The 20,183-nt window shown below is 41.7% G+C and carries 20 protein-coding genes and 1 tRNA gene; 8 read left to right on the top strand and 13 right to left on the bottom strand.

Annotated features, from left to right (window positions below):
- The first annotated feature begins 125 nt into the window (after positions 1-125).
- The 5 genes from B1A85_RS09090 to B1A85_RS09110 all read left to right on the top strand — a co-directional run bounded on the left by B1A85_RS09090 (position 126) and on the right by B1A85_RS09110 (position 7,438).
- Positions 126-1,847 (top strand): calcium-binding protein, encoded by a 1,722-nt coding sequence (locus B1A85_RS09090; protein WP_146087159.1) that lies wholly within the window; start codon positions 126-128, stop codon positions 1,845-1,847.
- Positions 1,848-2,396: 549 nt separating this feature from the next.
- Positions 2,397-3,833 (top strand): sodium/glutamate symporter, encoded by a 1,437-nt coding sequence (locus B1A85_RS09095; RefSeq protein WP_104546586.1) that lies wholly within the window; start codon positions 2,397-2,399, stop codon positions 3,831-3,833.
- Positions 3,834-3,946: 113 nt separating this feature from the next.
- The gene (locus B1A85_RS09100) at positions 3,947-5,488 is read left to right on the top strand and encodes an AbgT family transporter (RefSeq protein ID WP_104546587.1); all 1,542 of its coding nucleotides are present in this window, start codon (positions 3,947-3,949) and stop codon (positions 5,486-5,488) included.
- Positions 5,489-5,888: 400 nt separating this feature from the next.
- Positions 5,889-6,071 carry a DUF4089 domain-containing protein gene (locus tag B1A85_RS09105; RefSeq protein WP_104546588.1) on the top strand — a complete coding sequence of 61 codons (183 nt, stop codon included), beginning with the start codon at positions 5,889-5,891 and terminating at the stop codon, positions 6,069-6,071.
- Entirely contained in the window at positions 6,068-7,438 is a 1,371-nt protein-coding gene (locus tag B1A85_RS09110; RefSeq protein ID WP_104546589.1) for an AtzE family amidohydrolase, read from the top strand. The genes B1A85_RS09105 and B1A85_RS09110 overlap by 4 nt, the downstream gene beginning before the upstream one ends.
- Here the strand turns inward: B1A85_RS09110 and B1A85_RS09115 are convergent.
- Together B1A85_RS09115 and B1A85_RS09120 are read right to left on the bottom strand one after the other, a co-directional pair.
- The gene (locus tag B1A85_RS09115; protein ID WP_104546590.1) at positions 7,426-7,929 is read right to left on the bottom strand and encodes a GNAT family N-acetyltransferase; all 504 of its coding nucleotides are present in this window, start codon (positions 7,927-7,929) and stop codon (positions 7,426-7,428) included. The genes B1A85_RS09110 and B1A85_RS09115 overlap by 13 nt on opposite strands.
- 154 nt (positions 7,930-8,083) lie before the next feature.
- Positions 8,084-8,434, bottom strand: coding sequence for a GNAT family N-acetyltransferase (locus B1A85_RS09120; RefSeq protein ID WP_210404326.1), 351 nt, complete (start codon positions 8,432-8,434; stop codon positions 8,084-8,086).
- 163 nt (positions 8,435-8,597) lie between these two features.
- On the opposite strand from B1A85_RS09120, the gene B1A85_RS09125 reads away from it, so the two are divergent.
- The 3 genes from B1A85_RS09125 (at position 8,598) to B1A85_RS09135 (ending at position 10,108) form a co-directional block, all read left to right on the top strand.
- Positions 8,598-9,269, top strand: coding sequence for a MotA/TolQ/ExbB proton channel family protein (locus tag B1A85_RS09125; RefSeq protein WP_104546591.1), 672 nt, complete (start codon positions 8,598-8,600; stop codon positions 9,267-9,269).
- 63 nt (positions 9,270-9,332) lie between these two features.
- The gene (locus B1A85_RS09130; protein ID WP_210404327.1) at positions 9,333-9,701 is read left to right on the top strand and encodes a biopolymer transporter ExbD; all 369 of its coding nucleotides are present in this window, start codon (positions 9,333-9,335) and stop codon (positions 9,699-9,701) included.
- Positions 9,702-9,706: 5 nt separating this feature from the next.
- Positions 9,707-10,108 carry a biopolymer transporter ExbD gene (locus B1A85_RS09135; RefSeq protein WP_210404328.1) on the top strand — a complete coding sequence of 134 codons (402 nt, stop codon included), beginning with the start codon at positions 9,707-9,709 and terminating at the stop codon, positions 10,106-10,108.
- On the opposite strand, the gene B1A85_RS09140 is transcribed toward B1A85_RS09135, so the two are convergent.
- From B1A85_RS09140 to B1A85_RS09190, 11 genes are all read right to left on the bottom strand, one after another.
- Positions 10,098-10,838 carry a hypothetical protein gene (locus tag B1A85_RS09140; RefSeq protein WP_146087160.1) on the bottom strand — a complete coding sequence of 247 codons (741 nt, stop codon included), beginning with the start codon at positions 10,836-10,838 and terminating at the stop codon, positions 10,098-10,100. The genes B1A85_RS09135 and B1A85_RS09140 overlap by 11 nt on opposite strands.
- 142 nt (positions 10,839-10,980) lie before the next feature.
- Positions 10,981-11,760 carry a phosphate ABC transporter ATP-binding protein PstB gene (pstB, locus tag B1A85_RS09145; protein ID WP_104546594.1) on the bottom strand — a complete coding sequence of 260 codons (780 nt, stop codon included), beginning with the start codon at positions 11,758-11,760 and terminating at the stop codon, positions 10,981-10,983.
- Entirely contained in the window at positions 11,754-12,674 is a 921-nt protein-coding gene (gene pstA, locus B1A85_RS09150; protein ID WP_210404329.1) for a phosphate ABC transporter permease PstA, read from the bottom strand. The genes pstB and pstA overlap by 7 nt, the downstream gene beginning before the upstream one ends.
- Positions 12,675-12,676: 2 nt before the next feature.
- A complete protein-coding gene (pstC, locus tag B1A85_RS09155) occupies positions 12,677-13,603 on the bottom strand; it encodes a phosphate ABC transporter permease subunit PstC (protein WP_104546596.1) in 927 nt (308 codons plus the stop codon).
- A 126-nt stretch (positions 13,604-13,729) separates the two neighbouring features.
- Positions 13,730-14,740 (bottom strand): PstS family phosphate ABC transporter substrate-binding protein, encoded by a 1,011-nt coding sequence (locus tag B1A85_RS09160; protein ID WP_246841381.1) that lies wholly within the window; start codon positions 14,738-14,740, stop codon positions 13,730-13,732.
- Between the two features lie 344 nt (positions 14,741-15,084).
- Positions 15,085-15,690: a hypothetical protein gene (locus B1A85_RS09165; RefSeq protein ID WP_104546598.1), complete on the bottom strand. Its 606-nt coding sequence runs from the start codon at positions 15,688-15,690 to the stop codon at positions 15,085-15,087.
- Positions 15,691-16,370: 680 nt separating this feature from the next.
- Positions 16,371-16,664 (bottom strand): hypothetical protein, encoded by a 294-nt coding sequence (locus tag B1A85_RS24475; protein WP_210404331.1) that lies wholly within the window; start codon positions 16,662-16,664, stop codon positions 16,371-16,373.
- A gap of 101 nt (positions 16,665-16,765) precedes the next feature.
- Positions 16,766-17,245, bottom strand: coding sequence for a hypothetical protein (locus tag B1A85_RS09175; RefSeq protein ID WP_210404332.1), 480 nt, complete (start codon positions 17,243-17,245; stop codon positions 16,766-16,768).
- A 108-nt stretch (positions 17,246-17,353) separates the two neighbouring features.
- The gene (gene gltX, locus B1A85_RS09180; RefSeq protein WP_104546599.1) at positions 17,354-18,802 is read right to left on the bottom strand and encodes a glutamate--tRNA ligase; all 1,449 of its coding nucleotides are present in this window, start codon (positions 18,800-18,802) and stop codon (positions 17,354-17,356) included.
- Between the two features lie 111 nt (positions 18,803-18,913).
- Positions 18,914-18,987 (bottom strand) — tRNA-Asp (locus B1A85_RS09185).
- 50 nt (positions 18,988-19,037) lie between these two features.
- Positions 19,038-20,159 carry an esterase-like activity of phytase family protein gene (locus B1A85_RS09190; RefSeq protein WP_104546600.1) on the bottom strand — a complete coding sequence of 374 codons (1,122 nt, stop codon included), beginning with the start codon at positions 20,157-20,159 and terminating at the stop codon, positions 19,038-19,040.
- Positions 20,160-20,183 lie beyond the last annotated feature (24 nt).

Below are 20,183 nucleotides of genomic sequence, written 5' to 3' on the forward strand. Positions count from 1 at the left end.
AATAAAGTTTCAAAGTAACTCTGATAATAGTAAACATAGCTTCTAGATTTGGGAAGCAAATCATAAACCTCAAGTTTAATAAACGTGAAGCATGTCTTTATATCTAACAATTAAAAGGGTCAAAAATGGCAATTATATATGGTACACCTGGAAATGATACTTTAACAGGAACAGCGTTTGCTGATTCGATATTTGGGTTGGCTGGCAACGATATTTTACGTGGGTTGGCAGGCAGAGATAGGCTTGAAGGTGGAAGTGGTAACGATACACTCAAGGGTGGAGTTGGCATCGATACGCTAGTGGGAGGAACTGGCAGCGATCGCTATATTGTTGACAACACAGGTGACATAGTTATAGAGGCGGCGAAGGCAGGAATAGATACGGTTGTGTCTTCAGTTAGCTACGTGTTGGGTAGTCATTTAGAGAATCTAACGCTAACAGGTAGCAGTGCGATTAATGGTACAGGAAACAACTTGAACAACTCCATCACAGGCAATAATGCTAATAATACTTTGCGTGGGGGAGCAGGAAATGACACCTTAATGGGAGGAGCAGTTAACAACAGTGGCAATGATACTCTTTATGGTGGCGATGGCAATGACGTTTTGTACTCGAAGAATTTCCTAAGCGGTAGTTCCCGTATCGGTGCAGATGTACTATACGGAGGCAATGGCAACGACACGCTACATGGAGGCAATGGAGCAAAAAATACTCTAAATGGGGGTAGTGGCAATGATACGTATATTGTGTTTTCCACTGCTGATGTCATAATTGAAGCTGCTAACGCAGGTACAGATACCGTTGTGTCTTCTGTCAGTTATACGCTCGGCAATAATCTAGAAAACTTAACCCTCACGGGTAACAAAAATATTAATGGCACAGGCAACTCGCTAAATAACTACATCGCTGGCAACTTTGGTAGCGATATCCTCTATGGTGGAGACGGCAACGACACCTTAGTTGCTGGTATTGGTAATTCTGATGAGGATCCCGCTGGCATTGGTATTTTCTATAGCTACTCGGGCAACAATTACCTCAACGGTGGTGATGGCAACGATGTGCTAAAAGGTGGGGTTGGTAATGACACTTTATTTGGCAGAAACGGTAACGATAACTTAGATGCTGGTCTTTTTACAGACGTTGGCTGGGGTTATGTTAGCGATGAATCAGGCAACGATTACCTCGATGGAGGGGCTGGCAACGATACGCTAAAAGGCGGTGTTGGTAATGACACTCTGTTGGGTGGCGCTGGATCTGATTTGTTGATTTCAGTGGTTGGCAGAGGAGCCAATCCTTACGCCAGCGTAGAATATTCTGGTAATGACTACCTCGATGGTGGGGCGGGTAACGATACTTTACAGGGCGGAGCCGGTAGCGATACTCTGATTGGCGGTGACGGATTCGACTCGCTGGTTGCTGGTGTCGGGAAGCGATCGGAGTATTCCTACTCTGGAGAATGGGTGACAACTTTCTTTTCTGGTAGCAATTACCTCGATGGTGGGGCTGGTAACGATACGCTAGTTGGGTCGCTCAATAGCGATACTCTGATAGGTGGAAGTGATGATGACCGTTTAACAGGTAAAGGTGGCAACGACGTGCTTGCTGGTGGCACAGGTGCTGATACTTTTATATTTTTGTCTCCGTCAGAAGGACTGGATACAATTACAGATTTCTCTGTTGGGCAGGGAGATAAAATAGAAGTCTCGGCTGCGGGGTTTGGAATTACTGTAGGCGATACGAGTAAGTTCTCTTTTAGTAACAATACGTTGTTCTTTGATACAACAGCTTTAGTAACCCTCCAATCAAATTCAGGGTTTAGCCCTAGTACTGATATCGAGGTTGTTTAGACATTACGCCTAAAACGCTGTTATCAAGAAAAAATTCTTGCTGGCTAATTGTTCGTAGTTAGTAGAAGCATAAAAATCTTGTTTGTTACTGCTAAACTTAACAATTAGCCTTTTTCATACTGTATTATTAAATTCACGAATCGTTGTTTATTGGTGATGGAGTTTGAATTCTAAAAGTAGCTTCCCTAAAATTTCTTGAGCAATCACTACTTATTTTATATGCACAAAAAGGAGCTTTACGAGCAGTTCATTAATTAACTTAGTTAACAAGTATCATAAAGAAACAAAAACTACTCGGGAAAGTAAAACCGATTAAGTATATTTTTGTAGATAGCGAGTTTATCAGCAGAGTATTTATGTCGATTCTTTTTTAGCTATTCAATCATAAGTACTCGCTTTGTATCTGCAAATACAACAGAGTTAACGCAATAAGGTTACAAACTTTTCAATTACTTGTGTTAGTGACACCTTAACAGTGTAAACTTGCTGCAAACGCCTAACTTAACATAAGCAGCAAACGCCTAGCGGGTGTTTGTGGGGAAGGGTGCTATGTTTCAACTTATAGATGTTTTTTTCGCCTTTATTACGATCGCGCTGTTAGTCTTAGTCGGGAGATTTGTGCGACAGCGCGTTAAATTGCTGCGAGATCTCTATTTACCCAGTTCGATTGTTGCAGGAGTGATTGCCTTACTATTAGGTCCACAAGCTTTAGGTGCGATCGTTTCCGCGGTTGCAGGACCAGAAGCACCCTTTGCTCAAGGTTTGTTTCCAGAGACTATGCGTACCGTGTGGTCGCAATCACCCAGTGTTTTCATTAACGTCGTTTTCGCAACACTCTTTATCGGAGAATCGATTCCAAGTCCGCGCGATATTTGGCGCAAAGCTTCACCGCAAGTCGCCTTTGGACAAACGCTTGCTTGGGGACAATACGTAGTCGGACTACTGCTAGCTATACTGATCTTAACTCCAGTATTTGGTATGAGTCCGATCGCAGGAGCATTAATCGAAGTCGCCTTTGAAGGCGGACACGGAACTTCAGCAGGAATGGCAGAAACTTTCAATAACTTAGGGTTTACTGTTGGACCTGATTTAGCCTTAGGTTTAGCTACGGTAGGTATTGTTTCTGGTATTGTTGCAGGGACAATGCTTGCAGACTGGGGGCGGAAAACCGGACGAATTCAAGTTGTCCGCAGCGAAGATCCTGAAGCAGGAAGCTTTGATTCGCACGATCGCCCAACTGAAACTCAAACAATTCGCGTCGCCCGCGCCCGACTCATGCGCGATTTACTGATCGATCCGCTGTCGTTAAACTTGAGCTTTGTGGGACTAGCGATCGCGATCGGCTGGTTAATTTTACAAGCACTCATCTACGTTGAATCAATTACTTGGGGACGTGCAGGCGTCGAATTATTCTCTTATGTGCCATTATTTCCGATCGCACTCATTGGCGGGCTGATTGTTCAGCTACTTGTAGAACGTACAGGACGCAGTTACCTCATTAGTCGTCCGTTAATCGAGCGCATTGGTGGAGTCGCTTTAGACGTGACAATTGTTACCGCACTCGCTTCAATTTCGCTAGCTGTCTTGGGTAGCAATATTGGTCCATTTTTAATCTTATCAGTCGCTGGTATCGCGTGGAACGTGCTTGCCTTTATCTACCTTGGACCGCGTATCCTACCTACATTCTGGTTTGAGCGCGGTATTGGAGATTTAGGGCAATCAATGGGTGTCACGGCAACGGGCTTAGTCTTGCTGCGGATGGTCGATCCTGACAACCGTTCCGGTGCTTTTGAAAGTTTTGCCTACAAGCAGCTATTGTTTGAACCGATCGTTGGTGGTGGCTTATTTACTGCGGCTGCACCACTCTTAATCGCGCAGTTTGGTCCTGTTCCGGTGCTACTGCTAACAACAGGAATCTTAGCGTTTTGGCTTGTGTTTGGGATGTACAACTTCAAGCAGATTACTAAACGCAGTCAAGTCGTGTGAAGGGGTAAGGGGTAATGGGTAATAGTGAAGATTTTACAATTACCAACCAACCAAAATGAGCGATCGCGGACATCACCAATTCCCAATTACCAAGTTAATCAAGGAAGGGGTTCATGACACAAACAACTCCTCCAGAACAATCTAGCTCTCCTAAAAAATCAGGTTGGATTAGTAAGTCTCTGGCGTTTATTGAAGCAGTAGGTAATAAACTACCCGATCCGCTGACGCTGTTTTTTATCTTTTGTCTAGCTGTGATTGCGATTAGTGCGATCGCTGCTGCTATGAACGTGAGTGTCGTTAATCCAGCTACTAATGAAACCATCACCGCTGTTTCACTTTTGACACCTGATGGTATCCGCCGCATAGTTACCGAAGCCGTTACTAACTTTACAGAATTTCCACCCTTGGGAACCGTGATTGTGGCAATGCTAGGTGTAGGAGTTGCGGAAGCTACAGGATTACTAGCAGCTTTACTGCGTCAGTTGGTACTCATTGCTCCTGCGAAGTTAATTGCGCCTACAGTTGTGTTTGCTGGGGTGATGTCTAACATTGCCTCAGATGCAGGTTATGTCGTCTTAGTACCATTAGGGGCGATCGTCTTTTTAGCATTTAAGCGTCATCCTCTAGCAGGTATGGCAGCGGCGTTTGCGGGTGTTTCTGGTGGTTTTAGTGCTAATTTACTTCTCAGCCCCTTAGATCCTCTCCTCGCCGGATTATCGCAAAGTGCAGCACAACTAATCGACCCCAACTATGTCGTTAATGCAACAGCGAACTACTATTTCCTGGCATTTTCCACTTTGCTTGTGACGCTTGTTGGTTGGTACGTTACCGACAAAATTGTCGAACCGCGCCTCGATACCTATCAGGGAGAAGAAGAGACACCGATTGAAGAATTGAGTGCCAGCGAACGTAAAGGATTGCGTTGGGCGGGTTATGCTTTGCTTGCCTTTGTTGTCTTTGTTTTGGCATTGCTACTACCGCCGCAGGGTGTTTTACGCAGTCCTGAGGGCGAGATTATTCCTTCACCGTTTATTGATGGCATTGTGTTTTTGATTGCGATCGCTTTTCTCATTCCTGCGATCGCTTACGGTGCAGCAGCAGGTACAATTCGCAATGACAAAGACGTTGCCCAATCGATGGGTAATGCAATGAGTTCTTTAGGTTACTACATCGCGCTAGCTTTCATCGCTGCTCAATTTGTAGCGTATTTTAGTTGGAGTAATTTAGGATTAATTACCGCAGTTAACGGCGCTAATTTTTTGAGGGCTACAGGTGTTACTGGTTCGCCAATACTTTTGTTATTTGTTTTGTTAACTGTGGTTCTCAACTTATTTGTGGGTTCTGCTTCCGCAAAATGGGCTATCATGGCTCCTGTTTTTGTACCCATGTTAATGTTAGTTGGTTTTTCTCCAGAATTAACGCAAGCAGTATATAGAATTGGGGACTCTACAACGAACATTATTACTCCTTTAATGCCATATTTTCCTATCGTTGTCGCTTTCGGGCAAAAATATGATAAAAACTTGGGCATTGGTACATTAATTTCATTAATGTTGCCATATTCTGTCAGTTTTTTAATCAGCTGGACAATATTATTCTTTATTTGGTTATTCTTAGGTATTCCTCTAGGTCCTGGTGCGCCAATCCGAATTTAAAGCTAATTCCTTTGAGGAAGCGGTAGATTTGTAAGTTGTACCCATCAGCAAGCTTTGTATAAATTCCTTCTAAATCAGGAAATAGTACTGCTTTGCCCGCGATAAGGCGCGCGTTTACTGCGATTAATGTTGCTAATGCACTCAAAAAATTCAGGGACGGAGTTAATAGTAACTTCTTGCATTGATGGTTAAATTTAGAAGAACGTTATGCAGGTTTTGGAACGAACCGCATTGACATAGCGTTTTCGCAGGGTAGACGCAAAGGCAGAGTTTTTAAAGTTCCTTTCAGTATCAGGTGTATGAATCTTGTAAATTATTTTCTCGCTTAATGTTACTTTGGTTGAATTATAAATGATACTATTTTCCCACGCTCATTATTATGTAAGCTAGATTGTGCAATATGGAAAAATTTGATGCCGCAGAGTATGTCGATCGCATAGCTGCAATTCTCGACTTAGAAATTCATCCAGAATATCGCGAAAATGTCATCGCCAATTTTGAGCGCATATACGCGATCGCGCAACTTGTGAATGAATTTACGCTACCAGAAACTGTTGAAGCATTACCAACGTTTGAGCCATGAACGATGCTGTCTCGATCGCTGCTGCTGTCGGTGAAGGTAAAATAAGCGCTGTCGAAGTGACACAAAATGCACTCCAGCGCATTGCACAACGCCAAGAACTTAATTGTTTTACGGCAATTACTGCGGAATCTGCATTGCACGATGCAAAACGAATTGATGATGCGATCGCCCTAGGAAATCACCCAGGTTCGCTTGCGGGAGTTCCTTTCGCTGTCAAAAATTTATACGATGTTGCCGGAATTACAACGCTTGCAGGGGCAAAAATTAACGCAGAAAACCCACCAGCGACGCGCGACGCGACACTGATTGCGAAATTAAAACAAGCAGGCGCAATACTCGTCGGTACGTTAAATATGGATGAGTACGCCTATGGTTTTGTCACAGAAAATGCCCATTACGGCGCGACGCACAATCCCCACGACTTCAATCGCGTTGCAGGCGGTTCCTCTGGTGGTTCCGCAGCAGCGGTAGCGGCGAATTTAGTCCCCATAACGCTTGGTACAGATACAAATGGCTCAATTCGCGTTCCGGCGGCTTTTTGTGGCATATTCGGCTTAAAACCAACATATGGTAGGTTATCTCGCGCGGGGGTGGTATTGTTTTCAAGTAGTTTAGATCATACTGGACCATTTGCCCGTTCAGTGCGCGATATAGCAACCGTATTTGATGTATTGCAAGGACACGACGATCGCGATCCGGTATGTACGCGAAGATCGCCCGAATTGTGTTTACCGCAACTCGATCGAGGTATTGAGAATTTACGAATTGCTGTTGCAGGTGATTACTTTACCAAAGGCGCTGAACCAGAAGCGCTCGCCGCAGTTGCACAAGTTGCGCAAGCGTTGGATGTTACTGAATATATCACGATCCCTGAAGCACACCGCGCCCGTGCTGCCGCATTTATTATGACTTCGTGTGAGGGTGCAAATCTGCATATGGAGAAGTTGCGATCGCGTCCCCAAGATTTTGATTTCGCAACGCGCGATCGCTTTTTAGCTGGGGCGTTGATTCCGAGTTCTTGGTACATTCAAGCGCAACGTTTTCGGAGGTGGTTTCGCGATCGAGTTCGTGAAATTTTCCAGAGTGTAGACATCATTCTTGCGCCGACAACACCATGTGTTGCACCTTTCATCGGGCAAAAAACAATGATTTTAGATGGTGAAGAAATTTTAATTCGTCCGCATTTAGGACTTTTCACCCAACCACTATCCTTTATCGGTTTACCCGTTTTATCTATTCCAATTCACCGCCCTGGTTCTTTACCTTTAGGCGTACAATTAATCGCTGCACCTTACAATGAAGCAATGATTCTACGTGTTGCGGCTACATTAGAAGCAAATGGCATCGTTTCCACTTATACTTCTTGAAAAGCAGGTGGATAAATAACTTTCCCCTGATATTTTTCTTGATAATTTGTCAGCAGTTTCACCATAAAAGCGTCTTCTGGTACTGGAAAAGGCGATACAATGCCATAATTAATTGATGGTTGGAAACCAAAGCGCGAGTAAAATTGAGGGTGTCCTAAAACAACTACTAAAGCTTCGCTCATCTGATCCGCAGTTTCTAAACCAACTTGCGCAAGTGCGCTACCAATTCCTTGTTTTTGAAATTTAGGAATGACTGCTAAGGGCGCTAAACCTAATACGCGTAAAGTTTCTTTCCCTACAAGGTCAATATAGCTAAATAAAATGTGACCAACTACAGTATTGTTAACTTCTGCAACAAGAGATAACTGCGGAATATAACGATCTGAATGCCGAATGTTCTTAACTAATTGCGCCTCATTTTCACGTTCAAAAGCTTGAGTATGAACATTATGAATCGCAGAAGCATCTAGTAAACTTTCACAACGAATCACTTGATTATTAACTCCATAAACTTCCAGTTTGAGTGATATGCTTCAGGAATTTCGCTTTCAGGATAGGGTTGAATACTCTGAAAACCAACTGAATGATAAAGTGCTTGTGCTGCTTTAGCAAAAGGTGCGCAATCCAAACGTAACTTTAAATAACCTATTTGTTGCGTTCACTAATAATAGCTTGCACTAAAGCCTTACCAATTCCTTTTCTGCGGTATTCTGGACGAACGTACATTCTTTTAATTTTGCCCACATCCTCGGCAATTTCCCGCAGTCCAGCACGCCCTGCAATATGAGTGTCATATTCTGCTATTAATAATCGCCCTGCTGGAGGGACAAACTGTGGCATTCTTATGAGATCCTGCTGCAAAAGAATTTCTACATCAAAAGTGATACTAAAATCACGTTCAACAAGTAACTGAGTTGCAGTTAAATTCTCTTCAAATAATCTATAAATATGTTTTTTGCGTTCTTCTGTTTGTACTTGAATAATTTTAATACTCATTGTCTCAAAGTACGTGCAATTACAGAAAGCATTCCAGACCCAAGCTTCACATCAAGCATGACTTCTTTAGTTAATTTGATAATCCTCCCTTAACTTTCATAGTGTATTTAAGGAAAACAGGTATCTGCATACATATTGATTTCCAGAGCCAGAGAAAATAAGTATGGCTAGAGTATATGACACTTTTATTGCAGGTGGTCCTGTAATGTGGCCTTTGTTAGGGCTTTCTATTGTGACGTTAGCTTGTGCTTTAGAACGAGCTTGGTTTTGGTTTCAATTACTTAGTAAAGAAGATCGAATTGTTCGCGAGGTGTTAGCAGCAGCACGATTTGATTTAGCCAAAGCTGCAAATATAGCTTATCAAGCTCAATCTTTACCGATTGGTCGTTTTTTACTTGCGCCTTTGAAGTTAAACCAACCTACTCCTGAAACGTTTCGTCTCGCGATGGAAGCCGCAGGAGATAAAGAGTTTACGCAAATGCGTAAAGGTGATAAATTATTAGAAACTGTCGTAGCGCTTGCACCTTTATTAGGATTACTAGGAACAGTTACAGGTTTAATAGGTACGTTTAATAATTTAAATATTGGTGGAGGTACAACAGCGGAAGCTACACGTGCAGCTGCGGGTATTGGTGAAGCCTTAATTACTACAGCTGCGGGAATGATTGTCGCAATTACTGCGTTAATTTTTTTCCGAATTTTTGTATCTCTGCAATCACAGCAAATTGATTACTTTTCAGAGGTAGGTAGTGAATTAGAACTCATCTATCGCCAAACTTGGTATGAACCAATGTTAAGTTCTGTTGGACAAAACAGTATTCGCGGTAACGGGTAATTTATTTTGTTTAGAAATCAGCACAGACGCTCCTCGCAGCTACCAGAAGTTAATTTAATACCGATGATGGATGTATTGATGTCTGTTCTCACGTTCTTCATCATCACTTCAATGACATTATCTGGTAGAAGAATTGCTAATGTGAGTTTACCAAAAGTAAGTAGTGAAGTGCGCGAACAAAGTTCTTCACTTAAGACTTTCGAGCCTTTAGTTGTAGGATTAAACTTCCGCGGCGAGATTATCATTGGAAATCAATTGATTACTTTAACGCTCCTAGAAAAAGAGGTTCAAGGTTATTTAGAGAAAAATCCGCAAGCACTAGTCGTACTAAAAGCTGATAAAAAATTATCGTATAAACAAGTAGTCCGAGTTTTAGAAAAGATGCGCGATATCGGAGGCGATCGCGTTTTTTTGGCTATCGAAAGAAATTAAAGAAGATGATGCGATTTAAACAGCAACGTGCTGCAATACCTACAATTGACTTAACGCCAATGTTGAACGTCATGATGGCAACTCTGGCTTTTTTTGTTTTGATTTCGATGACATTGACAACCGAACAAGGCGTTGATATTCAGCTACCCGCAGGAGATACTACATCACCGCAAAACGCCCCTGAACCACTAGTTGTAGAATTAAGTAGACAACAACAGATTTTTATTGAACAACAACAGGTGAGTAAACAGCAACTCCTGCAACAAATGCAAATTTATCTTCAGCAAAATCCCCAAGCTGCTGTTGTGCTTCAACCTGATCTTGAATTACCCTATGAAGTTGTCGTTCAACTATTGGCAGAAATGCGCGATGTCGGAGGCGATCGCGTTTCTTTAGCTATTGATTAGCATTCGGATCGCTATTCCAGACAACAATCATTGTACCGATACTCGTTGCTGTAGGGACTAAGTTTAAATACTTGACAAAATTACCTTTTTGTAGCTTGTAAATGTTTCCTCCACCGTACTCGCCATGTAAGGAAACTTCTATGCCACTATTTGTTAGCTGTGGTTCAATTTCAGTAAAGACTTGTTCGGGTGTTTTTAGTGAAATCCATTTAATTCGCGTAATTTCCTGTTTTTGTTGTGGTTCATCTGTCTCTAAGCTTTCTGCTGTAAAAAATAATTCAGGCTGTGCAAAATAACTCGGATCGACGCCCAATTCTTCCGCAACCTCTCCCGAAATTTCTCCAAAGAGATTTTGGAATGTCTCATTATCATCTGAGGTGTTAGGAGATGCTTCTGTTGTCAATTCGGGCGTTGGTTCCTGAGTTGTTGATTCCTCTGGTGAAGGTAATGGCGTTGGAGATGCTGAAGGCGTAGTTGTGGAACTCGGTGTAGCTTGAGGTGTTGGCGAACTACTAGGAGATAGTTTTGGTTGCGATATTGTTGGCGGTGTTACCTGTTGTGGTGTAATTTTGGGGCTTGGTTGTGGAAGCTGACGTGGCGAAGGTTTAGTTGGTACAGATGCTTGAGGAGAAGGTTTTTTTGGCGGTGCGAGTAACTGGGTAATTTCTAGTTCCTCTTGTTTTGGTTTTTGTTCAATTTGTGATTTTGTTGGCTGTGGTATTGGTAGCATTAGAAGTATCCCATGCAAACCCAAAGAAATAAATAGCATGGGTCGATATAACAATTGTAAGAGAGGAGGTAGATTTTTTCGGAATAAATAAGGTTGATTCATAATGCTTTTACAGTGCTTAGGTCTACCTCTTTCATCATATTTACCCAAATCTACCGCGGATATAATCCTCGGTTTGTTTATTATTAGGATGCGTAAACATTCGCTTTGTTTGTTCAAACTCGATAATTTCTCCCAGATACATAAAAGCTGTATAGTCAGAAATTCGTGCAGCTTGCTGCATGTTATGTGTTACGATTAAAATTGTAACTTTTTCTTTTAATCGAGTAATTAAGGTTTCAATATTACTTGTAGAAATTGGATCGAGTGCTGATGTTGGTTCGTCAAAAAGGATAATTTCAGGATTCGTTGCTAAGGCACGGGCAATACATAACCTCTGCTGTTGTCCTCCAGAAAGATTAAAAGCTAAATCGTATAAGCGATCTTTTACTTCATCCCATAATGCTGCGTTGTATAAAGCTTGTTCTACTTTTTCATCAATAACGCTTCGTCGCGACTCGCCTCTCACGCGCAATCCATACGCAATATTTTCATAGATTGATTTTGGGAAAGGATTAGGTTTTTGGAATACCATACTAATCCGCATTCTTACTTCTATTGGATCTATGTGACGACTTAATATATTTATTTGTTCAGAATCAAGGAAGATTTCTCCTTCGTAACGATTACCAGGATACAGATCGTGCATCCGATTAAAGCAACGCAGTAAGGTAGTTTTACCACATCCTGAAGGTCCGATTAAAGCTGTCACTTTATTTTCAGGTACAAGCAAATTGATATTTTTTAATGCCTGGACTTTTCCGTAATAAAAGTTCAGGTGATTAACTTTAGCTTTAGTTTTAAAGGAGGCTATTTCTACCATTTGATTCGTTGACGGATACGATAGCGGAGATAAATGGCTAAACCATTCATTCCCAGTGTCATACAAATTAATACGATTCCAGCAGCAGCAGCATTTAATTGAAAAGCTGGTTCAGGACGCGATACCCAATTAAACATTTGAATAGGCATTACTGTAAAGGGCGCTTGTAACCAACTGAAAGAAATGTAGGGAAATTCTGTTTTGATTGGCGGATCGGGTAAAAAAGCAATAAAAGTTAGAGCCCCAATTGTAATTAAAGGTGCTGTTTCGCCAACTGCGCGCGATAACCCAATAATGACACCTGTCAGAATACTGCCAATCGAGTATGGTAAGACGTGATCCCAAATTGCTTGCCATTTACTTGCACCCATTGCATAAGCAGCCTCGCGGATACTATTAGGAATTGCGCGTAATGCTTCGCGGGTAGTCACAATTACAATTGGTAAAACAAGTAATGCAAGAGTTAATCCTGCAGTCAGAATACTTTCACCTAAATTGAGTTGATAAACAAATAACCCTAATGCTAAAAGTCCGTAAATAATTGAAGGAACACCTGCTAGATTAGTCACATTAATTTCAATTAAACCTGTTAACCAATTTTTCCCAGCGTATTCTTCTAAATAAATACCTGAAGCAATTCCCACAGGTATGGCTGCGATCGCCGTGACAATCATCACTAGAATCGTACCTACCCAAGCGGCTAAAATTCCAGCTTCTTCGGGCTTTCGGCTAGGAAAAGATGTTAAAAATTGCCACGATAAACGAGGTAAGCCATCAATAAATAGATCTATTATTAATATTATTAGTGTGGCAATTCCAACTAATACAGACAACAAGCCAACGACAGCAAACATTGCCTGCCAAAGTTTATTGCGGGCAATAATTGTTTTAATGTGTTGTAAGTCTTGCTGCATAATCAGTATTTTTCGCGAAAGTGTCTGCTAAGAAAATAACCAAAAATATTAAAAACTAAAGTCATTAATACCAGTGTTAGTCCTGCAGCAAAGATCGTTTGGTATTCTAAACTACCGTGAGGTAGATCGCCTAAACTTACAGAAACAATATAGGCGGTGATTGTTGCAGCTTCGTTCATCGGATTCCAGGTGAGAGTCGGCTGCAAACCAGCAGCGATCGCCACAATCATTGTTTCGCCAACTGCACGCGAAATTCCTAAAATATAAGCTGCTGTAATTCCTGAAATAGCTGCGGGAAAAATAACTTTTAATGCTGTTTGTAAACGCGTCGCACCCATAGCATACGAACCTTCGCGTAGTTGTACAGGTACAGAGCGCATTGCATCCTCACTTACTGAACTGACATAGGGAATAATCATTATTCCCATAACAATGCCAGCACTTAACATATTAAAACCAGGGAGATCCCATAAAAAGTTTTGTAATAGTGGTGTTACAAATAAGAGCGCAAAATAGCCATAAACTACTGTAGGAATACCAGCTAATAATTCTAAACACGGTTTAATAAATTCACGAAATCGAAAAGGTGCAAACTCACTCAAATAAATTGCTGCGATAGTTCCTAGGGGTACTGCAACTGACAAAGCAACAGCCGTTGTTACTAAAGTACCTGAAAGAAGTGGTAAAATTCCGTAGTGCGCATCATCAAATAGTGGCGACCATTGTGTATCTGTGAGAAAATCTATTATAGAAACTTCTCGAAAAAAAGCGATCGATTCGTATACTAAAATTCCCAGAATAGCGATCGTTGTGGCAACAGAAGAACAAGCTGCGAGAAATAATAAAATCTCAATTGCTTTTTCCTGTATATTTCGCAGTAATTTAGATGATAATGGTCTTTTTGTAAGTTGTATTTGCCTTTCTACCATAATTATGTGAATTCAGCGCATACCTAGCGAATTTATTCGCAGTAATTTCTTTAACTATAATTGAGCGATTAGTAATCAACTTTGAGTCAACTACTAATCGCAATTGCTATATTTAGCAACGATTATTTACAGTCTAGCTTCGCGTTGCAATAGTTCTTCAATACGAAGTCCAACAGCTTCTTTACCACCAAATACTGTTCCTACTTTGTTTTGTTGAAAATGGTTTCTTGCTAACGTGTAAGCACGTGCAGGTAAAGCTACATAACCAACTTCAGCAACTAATCTAGGTGCGTTGCTCATGTAGTAGTTGACGAATTGTTTGACATCATCTCTAGCTGCTGCTTTAGCGTTCACGTAAATAAATAAAGGACGCGACAAAGGCTGATAAGTACCATTTTCTACGGTTTCTCTAGAAGGTAATACAGGTTTACCGTTGCCATTATCAATTGCTACAGCTTTTAAGCGATTTTTGTTAGCTTCGTAATAGGCATAGCCAAAGTAACCTAACGCGCCGCGATCGCGACTAACTCCTTGTACCAGAACGTTATCATCTTCGCTAGCTGTGTAGTCTGTGCGGCTAGACTTAGCTTTACCTACTATTGCTTCAGTAAAGTATTCAAAAGTTCCCGAATCTGCGCCAGGACCGTACAGCTTCATGGGCGTGTTAGGAAATCCTTGACGTACCTGACTCCAGTTCGTAATTTTACCTTGCGCGGCGGGTTCCCAAATGCGCTTTAACTCAGCGACAGTCATGCTGTTTACCCAGTTGTTTCTGGGGTTGACAACGACGGTTAGAGCATCGTAAGCTACTGGCATTTCGATGTATTGAATCCCAGCACTCTTACACGCTGCCATTTCTTCAGTTTTAATCGGTCGAGAAGCGTTAGAAATTTCGGTTTCGCCACGACAGAACTTTTTGAATCCACCGCCAGTACCAGAAATACCAACTGTAACGCGCGTTCTCCCACCGGTTTGTTTTTGAAAGTCTTCGGCTACAGCTTCCGTAATTGGGAAAACTGTACTAGAACCATCAATGCGGATTGTCGTTGGGTTTTGAGAACGAACTACTGCGGGTACTGATAAACCAATTGTTGCACCTGCTACGAGTAGCGATGCGATCGCTCTTCGACTTGTCATACTTGCCTTGAAGCGACCAAGTTTGATACTCATCTTGTGACCCAGCATATTATCTGTGTATTGATTTTAAAAACGCGTAAAAATCTCACTACAGATAGAATACTGAGCTATGGTTAAGAGGTTATAATAAAAGGTTAAAAAGAAATTAATTCTCGGTTAATTGTACTTTGTTGTTACTTAAGTCCTTAATGTGACTTAGAGCTAGCTGAGTCTATAAAATCATCGAACGGGATTTCATCTGTGATACCATTTTGCGAAAAGAACGAGTTGTCGCCATAAAATCAGAACTACAGTAATAACGACGATTCAACTCGTTGAATTCCTGATAAACCTGATTCGCTACTTTATCTTCTAGTGGTACGCTCTAAACTCCCGCTTTTAGAAGAGCTTAGGCTACCATAGCTAAATAGATTTTCAATCAGATTTGTGCCATCTATCGTAATGCTGCCTGTAACTTGTGCTTCCCTATATGAACCATTAGATCGATAGCGCGAAAAATAATTTTGTGTTTGATAAGTGTAATCGGATCTACCTGTGGATGTAGATCCTATACCTGTCCAAGTTAACGCCACCGATACATTTTTATTAGTTCCTGACGAGTAGTCATAGACTACAAATGTACCTCTCAAAGAGGCTGAGCTAAGCTGATTATCGATTGTGAAGTTGGCATTCGGACTAGAGCCATATCCAGATGAATATGTTCCATTGCAAAAGTTATAGGTATCGTAATATAAGTCTGCTCCCATCTGTGGAGTCGGTGCGCCTGGACCGTCTTTAACTCTGCTAGTAAAAGCGTTAATATAAACAGAGGTTGAATTACAATCATCATACTGGTAAAATGAAGCAGAAGCATTTTGTCCTTTAAACTGGTACTTAGTTGTAGTAGCTGCCACTGCTGGCAAGCTCAAGCTAAAGGTAGCCAAAATAGCTCCAGCAACTGCTGTTTTCATCTGTTTCTTTCCTATTTTTGATTCAAATTACTTCCAGAGCGGAATTAGACTTAGTTAGTCTACATACCGCTTTCGTCTTTGTGACGACTAACAACTATATTCAGTAAAAATGGCTACTGTTTCCTTTGTTAAGTAACTTTGATATTTCGCAAAGACCAGCAAGTGTTCTTCGCAAGTTGCAATATATTTGCAGTAAACTTGCTGTAACTTGCACAAGCGATCGCATTATTTAGTTTGCATATTCAAGCAGTTAACAAAATTAATTTGGTAACGTATCAAAAACTCATTATAGACAGAATATTTGTCTATTGTTGAGAGATTATGTACGATTAGTAAAAGTAATTGTTGATAGTCAGTACAAAGTCAATAAGCATTCTTCATATGTAGCTATCCACTCGCAGCCAAGTTTTATATAAAACGCAATCGCGCTCGCATTATCGGCTTTCACCTTTAAACCGATACAATTCACCGTCTGGCAAAGTCCTTGCCAAAACTTAGTTACAACTTTTTACTCAATCCTTGTCTGCGAAATTGTGGGGAATACACGTGGACTCCAGCAAGACTCACGAGAGTATTTTCGCGTCGAACACCATAGTAGCATTCAGTTTCTATCATCTGCAAGTCAAACCAGTTTTCTAGATAACTCACGCGATATAACTGTACTATTTCATCTGCATTGTCTACTGCAAGTTGATGCCTTCAGATGTATCAAAATCAGCTAAAAGCTGATGATTAGTTAAAGCCATTTTGTTATACAAACCGTGGAATTGTATTTGGTAATCATCAGCAAATACGCGAGCTAATCCACTAAGATGAGCCATCAAATTTGGTTCTACTGTCAAACCCCAGAGTACAGGTAAATCGGAACCAGTATATATCAAAGCAACTTGCTTCAGCGTATCTTCCTGCAAGCCGTACCAAGTCGTATGTTGCCAGAAAAAATCGTCTTTGTCATGTAAACAAGCTGCTTTCATGAGGACTTACACAAACAACTCTTATTTCTTTGTGTCCTGTGTGTCTACGCTGCGGGAATGCTACATCTATGTAGTTTGTTTGCAAAAACCATAAGTTTAGACTAGGGTTCTTGCGTAATTCTCAAAATATAAGGATAATACTTATCTCGCTCAAACGAGCCTACCCAAACATCGTAACTACCAGCTAGCCATTCTCCACCAATACCAGGATTTTTTCCTTCCGCGTCATCGTTGCACCAAGTACCACCAGGACCGCGAACGATGATAGTAGTATCTTGAGGACTTTGTATCTGAAGTCGGAGATACTTAAAAAAGTCTTTTAATACTAAAGTGTGATCCGGTTCTACATCGACAAAACCAACGCATGGTCCATTCACAGTTTCACTTCTTCCTGCTACTTTTTGAGCTGGTACTGAACCACCACTAATCCCTCTCAGCGTCAACGGTGAAGAAAAGTCGCGCTCAATTGTCACATTTTCAAACAGTGGTGCTGACTGTGCTTGCACTTTGGGTGTCCTTAGCCCAACAATAGCGACAAAAATCACTAAAATTACGCCTAGATTTAGCACTTTGTTGGGCATTCTGGATTTATCAAAGTCAGAAATAGAATATCGAAACCTTACTCCTTCATTCGACTTATAGTCAAACAAGATAGTTCCAAAAAAAGCCCGCCGCAGCGGACTTTAGTTTTAGTTAGCATTTGCGATCGCACTTTCTAATCGCGGTTTATCAAACTGGCGTTGGTGTAAAATGACCCAAGATTGAATTAAGTCAGGTCCTTGCATATCTCCGGTTAAGGCTGCACGCAGCGATCGCATTACCAATCCTTTCTTGACGTTCTTCTCTTTGACGACGCGTTTAATAATTTCCTGACTACTCGCTTCAGTTAAGTCCGTACCATCGTTGAGTGCAGCTAAAACCCCTTCAAGTACTGCTTTAGAACCTTCTTGCTGTAATTGATGCATTGCATCGTCGCTGTAAGTTAACGAGTCAGTAAAATATAGCCAACTCATCTCTACCGCATCTTTGAGACGCGTCAAACTAGGACCAATGACACTAGAAATCTGTTCTAGCCAAACGCGATCGCTTGTCGGGTCAAATTTATATCCTGCGGCTTGCCAATATGGTATCAACAAATCCGTCAGTTTTTTGGCAGGCATTGCGTGCAGATACTGACTATTAATCCAGTCTAATTTTGCCCAGTCAAATTTTGCCCCAGCTTTATTAACGCGTTCAAAACTGAATTGCTGCGCTGCTTCTTCCAAAGTAAACAATTCTTGCGTTGAATCCGGAGGCGACCAACCGAGTAAAGTCATATAATTAACCATTGCTTCGGCGACAAAGCCCATTTCTTTAAAATCAGAAATCGACGTTACTCCGTCGCGTTTGGAAAGCTTGCGTCCCTCTGCGTTTAAAATCAGGGGTGTATGCGCAAATTCTGGTACGGTTGCCCCAAAAGCTTCATAAAGTAGAATTTGCTTAGCAGTATTAGCAATGTGGTCTTCTCCGCGAATTACATGGGTAATTTGCATATCCATGTCATCGACAACCACCGCAAAATTATACAGCGGCTGACCAATGTCCCCAGCTTTCGCCGCACGGGCGATTACCATATCGCCTCCCAAGTCGCTACCGCGCCAACTCATGTGTCCGCGCACCATGTCATTCCAGACAATTTCGCGATCGTCTTCGATCTTGAAACGAATCACTGGGCGACGCCCTTCGGCTGCAAACGCGGCTTGTTGTTCGGGCGTGAGATGGCGATGGCGGTTATCATAGCGCGGCGCTTCATTGCGGGCTTTTTGGGCTTCGCGCATCGCGTCGAGTTCTTCTTCAGAACAATAGCAGTAGTATGCTAGTCCTTTATCGAGTAAATCTTGGACTCTTTGGCGATACACATCCAAACGGTGTGACTGAAAGATAGGTCCTTCGTCCCAATTCAATCCTAACCAGGTTAAACCATCGAGGATATTTTGCGTGTACTCTTCACGCGATCGCTCAGTATCAGTATCTTCGATCCGTAAAATAAACTGACCGCCATGATGACGAGCAAATAACCAGTTAAATACCGCAGTTCTTGCGGTTCCTATGTGTAGATTCCCTGTAGGGCTAGGGGCGATCCGAACTCTCACGGTCATGTTAAGTTTTTAGATTTTAGCTGTAAGGTTTGATGGCTAGGGAAGATATTACTTCCACTACCCTGTTAGCACAGATTTACTATCCTAACGCATGTCTTAATCTACTAGGAACGGGACTGACGGGGCTCGAACCCGCAACTTCCGCCGTGACAGGGCGGTGCTCTAACCAATTGAACTACAGTCCCAATTTTTGAGCGATTTCTATCTTTGCACAGTTTTTTAAATTTGTCAAACTTTATCTGATTTTAAAAGCAAGGAATTGAGTACGCTGCGCAGGCTGAAAGTTATTATCGCTGACGAGAAGAAGCGATCGCCCGTCTCGTAATGTAGGTCCTAAGGTGACGCCTTCGATGTTGTCGAGTGTTACGTTTTTCAGTGCTTTGAGGTCGAGCAACAATCGTTTTTTAACAGGTTTGATGCTGCTAAGATCGACCTGACGCAGGCTCTCGATATCACTAATATCATCGGCGTCTGCTAGGGAAACTTGGTACAAGCGAACACTGTATCCTAAGCCTGTAAACGCGCGTTCTAGGCTAATAAAATTGCCATCGTCATCGACAGCGAATAAATCCACAAGCCCAACTCGCATAAATCGAGGTAAATTAATTTGTGCTGGTATAGCTTCGGTCATGTAGAGATATTCATGCGATCGCTTTCCCGCACGCAAATCATATTGCAAAATTCGGCACGGCGAACTTGTATCAGGTTGTCCTACTGGTTCATCTTGCAGTAATGCATTCTCAGTTGCGGTGTAGAGGTATTGCTGATTGGGTGTTATTGTCAAACTTTCAAACGCATTGTTATTGCGAATACCGCGATCGCGACTTGCAGTTGGTAAAAAGCGTTCGGGTATGGGTAGCGATCGCAATTCTTTGCCACTTGTCAAGGAAAATTCTTTGATAAATGGATCGATTAATCTTTGCGCATCACCTTCAGAGGAAATAAATACCGTTTCGCGATTCGTTACCGCAATTCCCTCCGCATCGATACTATATCTTTCAAACGGTTGATTTTCAGTATTTAATAGCGTCGTCACATTTAAGGGCGTTACATCACCTTGTTGCAATCCCCGATCTAGATTTATTTGCAAGGTATAAAATCGTGCTGGTGCTTTTTCGCTGCGGTCGTCAGACACTGCGTAATAGACATCTTTTGTAGAATCATAAGTAATTCCTGATAGCCCGCCAAGTTCTGTTTCTTGAAAAGAAAACCCAGTGGGAATTGTTGCTTCTCCCAAAAAATCGACTGCGGTGACTGGGACTGCGGGTGCGGTTTGACGAGTAACAAGAATAACACTTAAGAATAGACAAAAGAAAATTAATATAATTGGCTGTGATAATTTGCGGCTCAATGACATAGAAAGAGGAGTCAGAAGTCAAAG

Origin of the sequence: Chroococcidiopsis sp. TS-821 (assembly GCF_002939305.1) — a bacterium.
In the GTDB taxonomy this organism is placed as follows: Bacteria; Cyanobacteriota; Cyanobacteriia; order Cyanobacteriales; family Chroococcidiopsidaceae; genus Chroogloeocystis.

Bases quoted from the DNA above. Each gene is read 5' to 3' on its own strand.
- B1A85_RS09090 (WP_146087159.1), top strand. From the start codon at position 126: ATGGCAATTATATATGGTACACCTGGAAATGATACTTTAACAGGAACA.
- B1A85_RS09095 (WP_104546586.1), top strand. From the start codon at position 2,397: ATGTTTCAACTTATAGATGTTTTTTTCGCCTTTATTACGATCGCGCTG.
- B1A85_RS09100 (WP_104546587.1), top strand. From the start codon at position 3,947: ATGACACAAACAACTCCTCCAGAACAATCTAGCTCTCCTAAAAAATCA.
- B1A85_RS09105 (WP_104546588.1), top strand. From the start codon at position 5,889: ATGGAAAAATTTGATGCCGCAGAGTATGTCGATCGCATAGCTGCAATT.
- B1A85_RS09110 (WP_104546589.1), top strand. From the start codon at position 6,068: ATGAACGATGCTGTCTCGATCGCTGCTGCTGTCGGTGAAGGTAAAATA.
- B1A85_RS09120 (WP_210404326.1), bottom strand. From the start codon at position 8,434: ATGAGTATTAAAATTATTCAAGTACAAACAGAAGAACGCAAAAAACAT.
- B1A85_RS09125 (WP_104546591.1), top strand. From the start codon at position 8,598: ATGGCTAGAGTATATGACACTTTTATTGCAGGTGGTCCTGTAATGTGG.
- B1A85_RS09130 (WP_210404327.1), top strand. From the start codon at position 9,333: ATGATGGATGTATTGATGTCTGTTCTCACGTTCTTCATCATCACTTCA.
- B1A85_RS09135 (WP_210404328.1), top strand. From the start codon at position 9,707: ATGATGCGATTTAAACAGCAACGTGCTGCAATACCTACAATTGACTTA.
- B1A85_RS09140 (WP_146087160.1), bottom strand. From the start codon at position 10,838: ATGCTACCAATACCACAGCCAACAAAATCACAAATTGAACAAAAACCA.
- pstB (WP_104546594.1), bottom strand. From the start codon at position 11,760: ATGGTAGAAATAGCCTCCTTTAAAACTAAAGCTAAAGTTAATCACCTG.
- pstA (WP_210404329.1), bottom strand. From the start codon at position 12,674: ATGCAGCAAGACTTACAACACATTAAAACAATTATTGCCCGCAATAAA.
- pstC (WP_104546596.1), bottom strand. From the start codon at position 13,603: ATGGTAGAAAGGCAAATACAACTTACAAAAAGACCATTATCATCTAAA.
- B1A85_RS09160 (WP_246841381.1), bottom strand. From the start codon at position 14,740: ATGACAAGTCGAAGAGCGATCGCATCGCTACTCGTAGCAGGTGCAACA.
- B1A85_RS09165 (WP_104546598.1), bottom strand. From the start codon at position 15,690: ATGAAAACAGCAGTTGCTGGAGCTATTTTGGCTACCTTTAGCTTGAGC.
- B1A85_RS24475 (WP_210404331.1), bottom strand. From the start codon at position 16,664: ATGAAAGCAGCTTGTTTACATGACAAAGACGATTTTTTCTGGCAACAT.
- B1A85_RS09175 (WP_210404332.1), bottom strand. From the start codon at position 17,245: ATGCCCAACAAAGTGCTAAATCTAGGCGTAATTTTAGTGATTTTTGTC.
- gltX (WP_104546599.1), bottom strand. From the start codon at position 18,802: ATGACCGTGAGAGTTCGGATCGCCCCTAGCCCTACAGGGAATCTACAC.
- B1A85_RS09190 (WP_104546600.1), bottom strand. From the start codon at position 20,159: ATGTCATTGAGCCGCAAATTATCACAGCCAATTATATTAATTTTCTTT.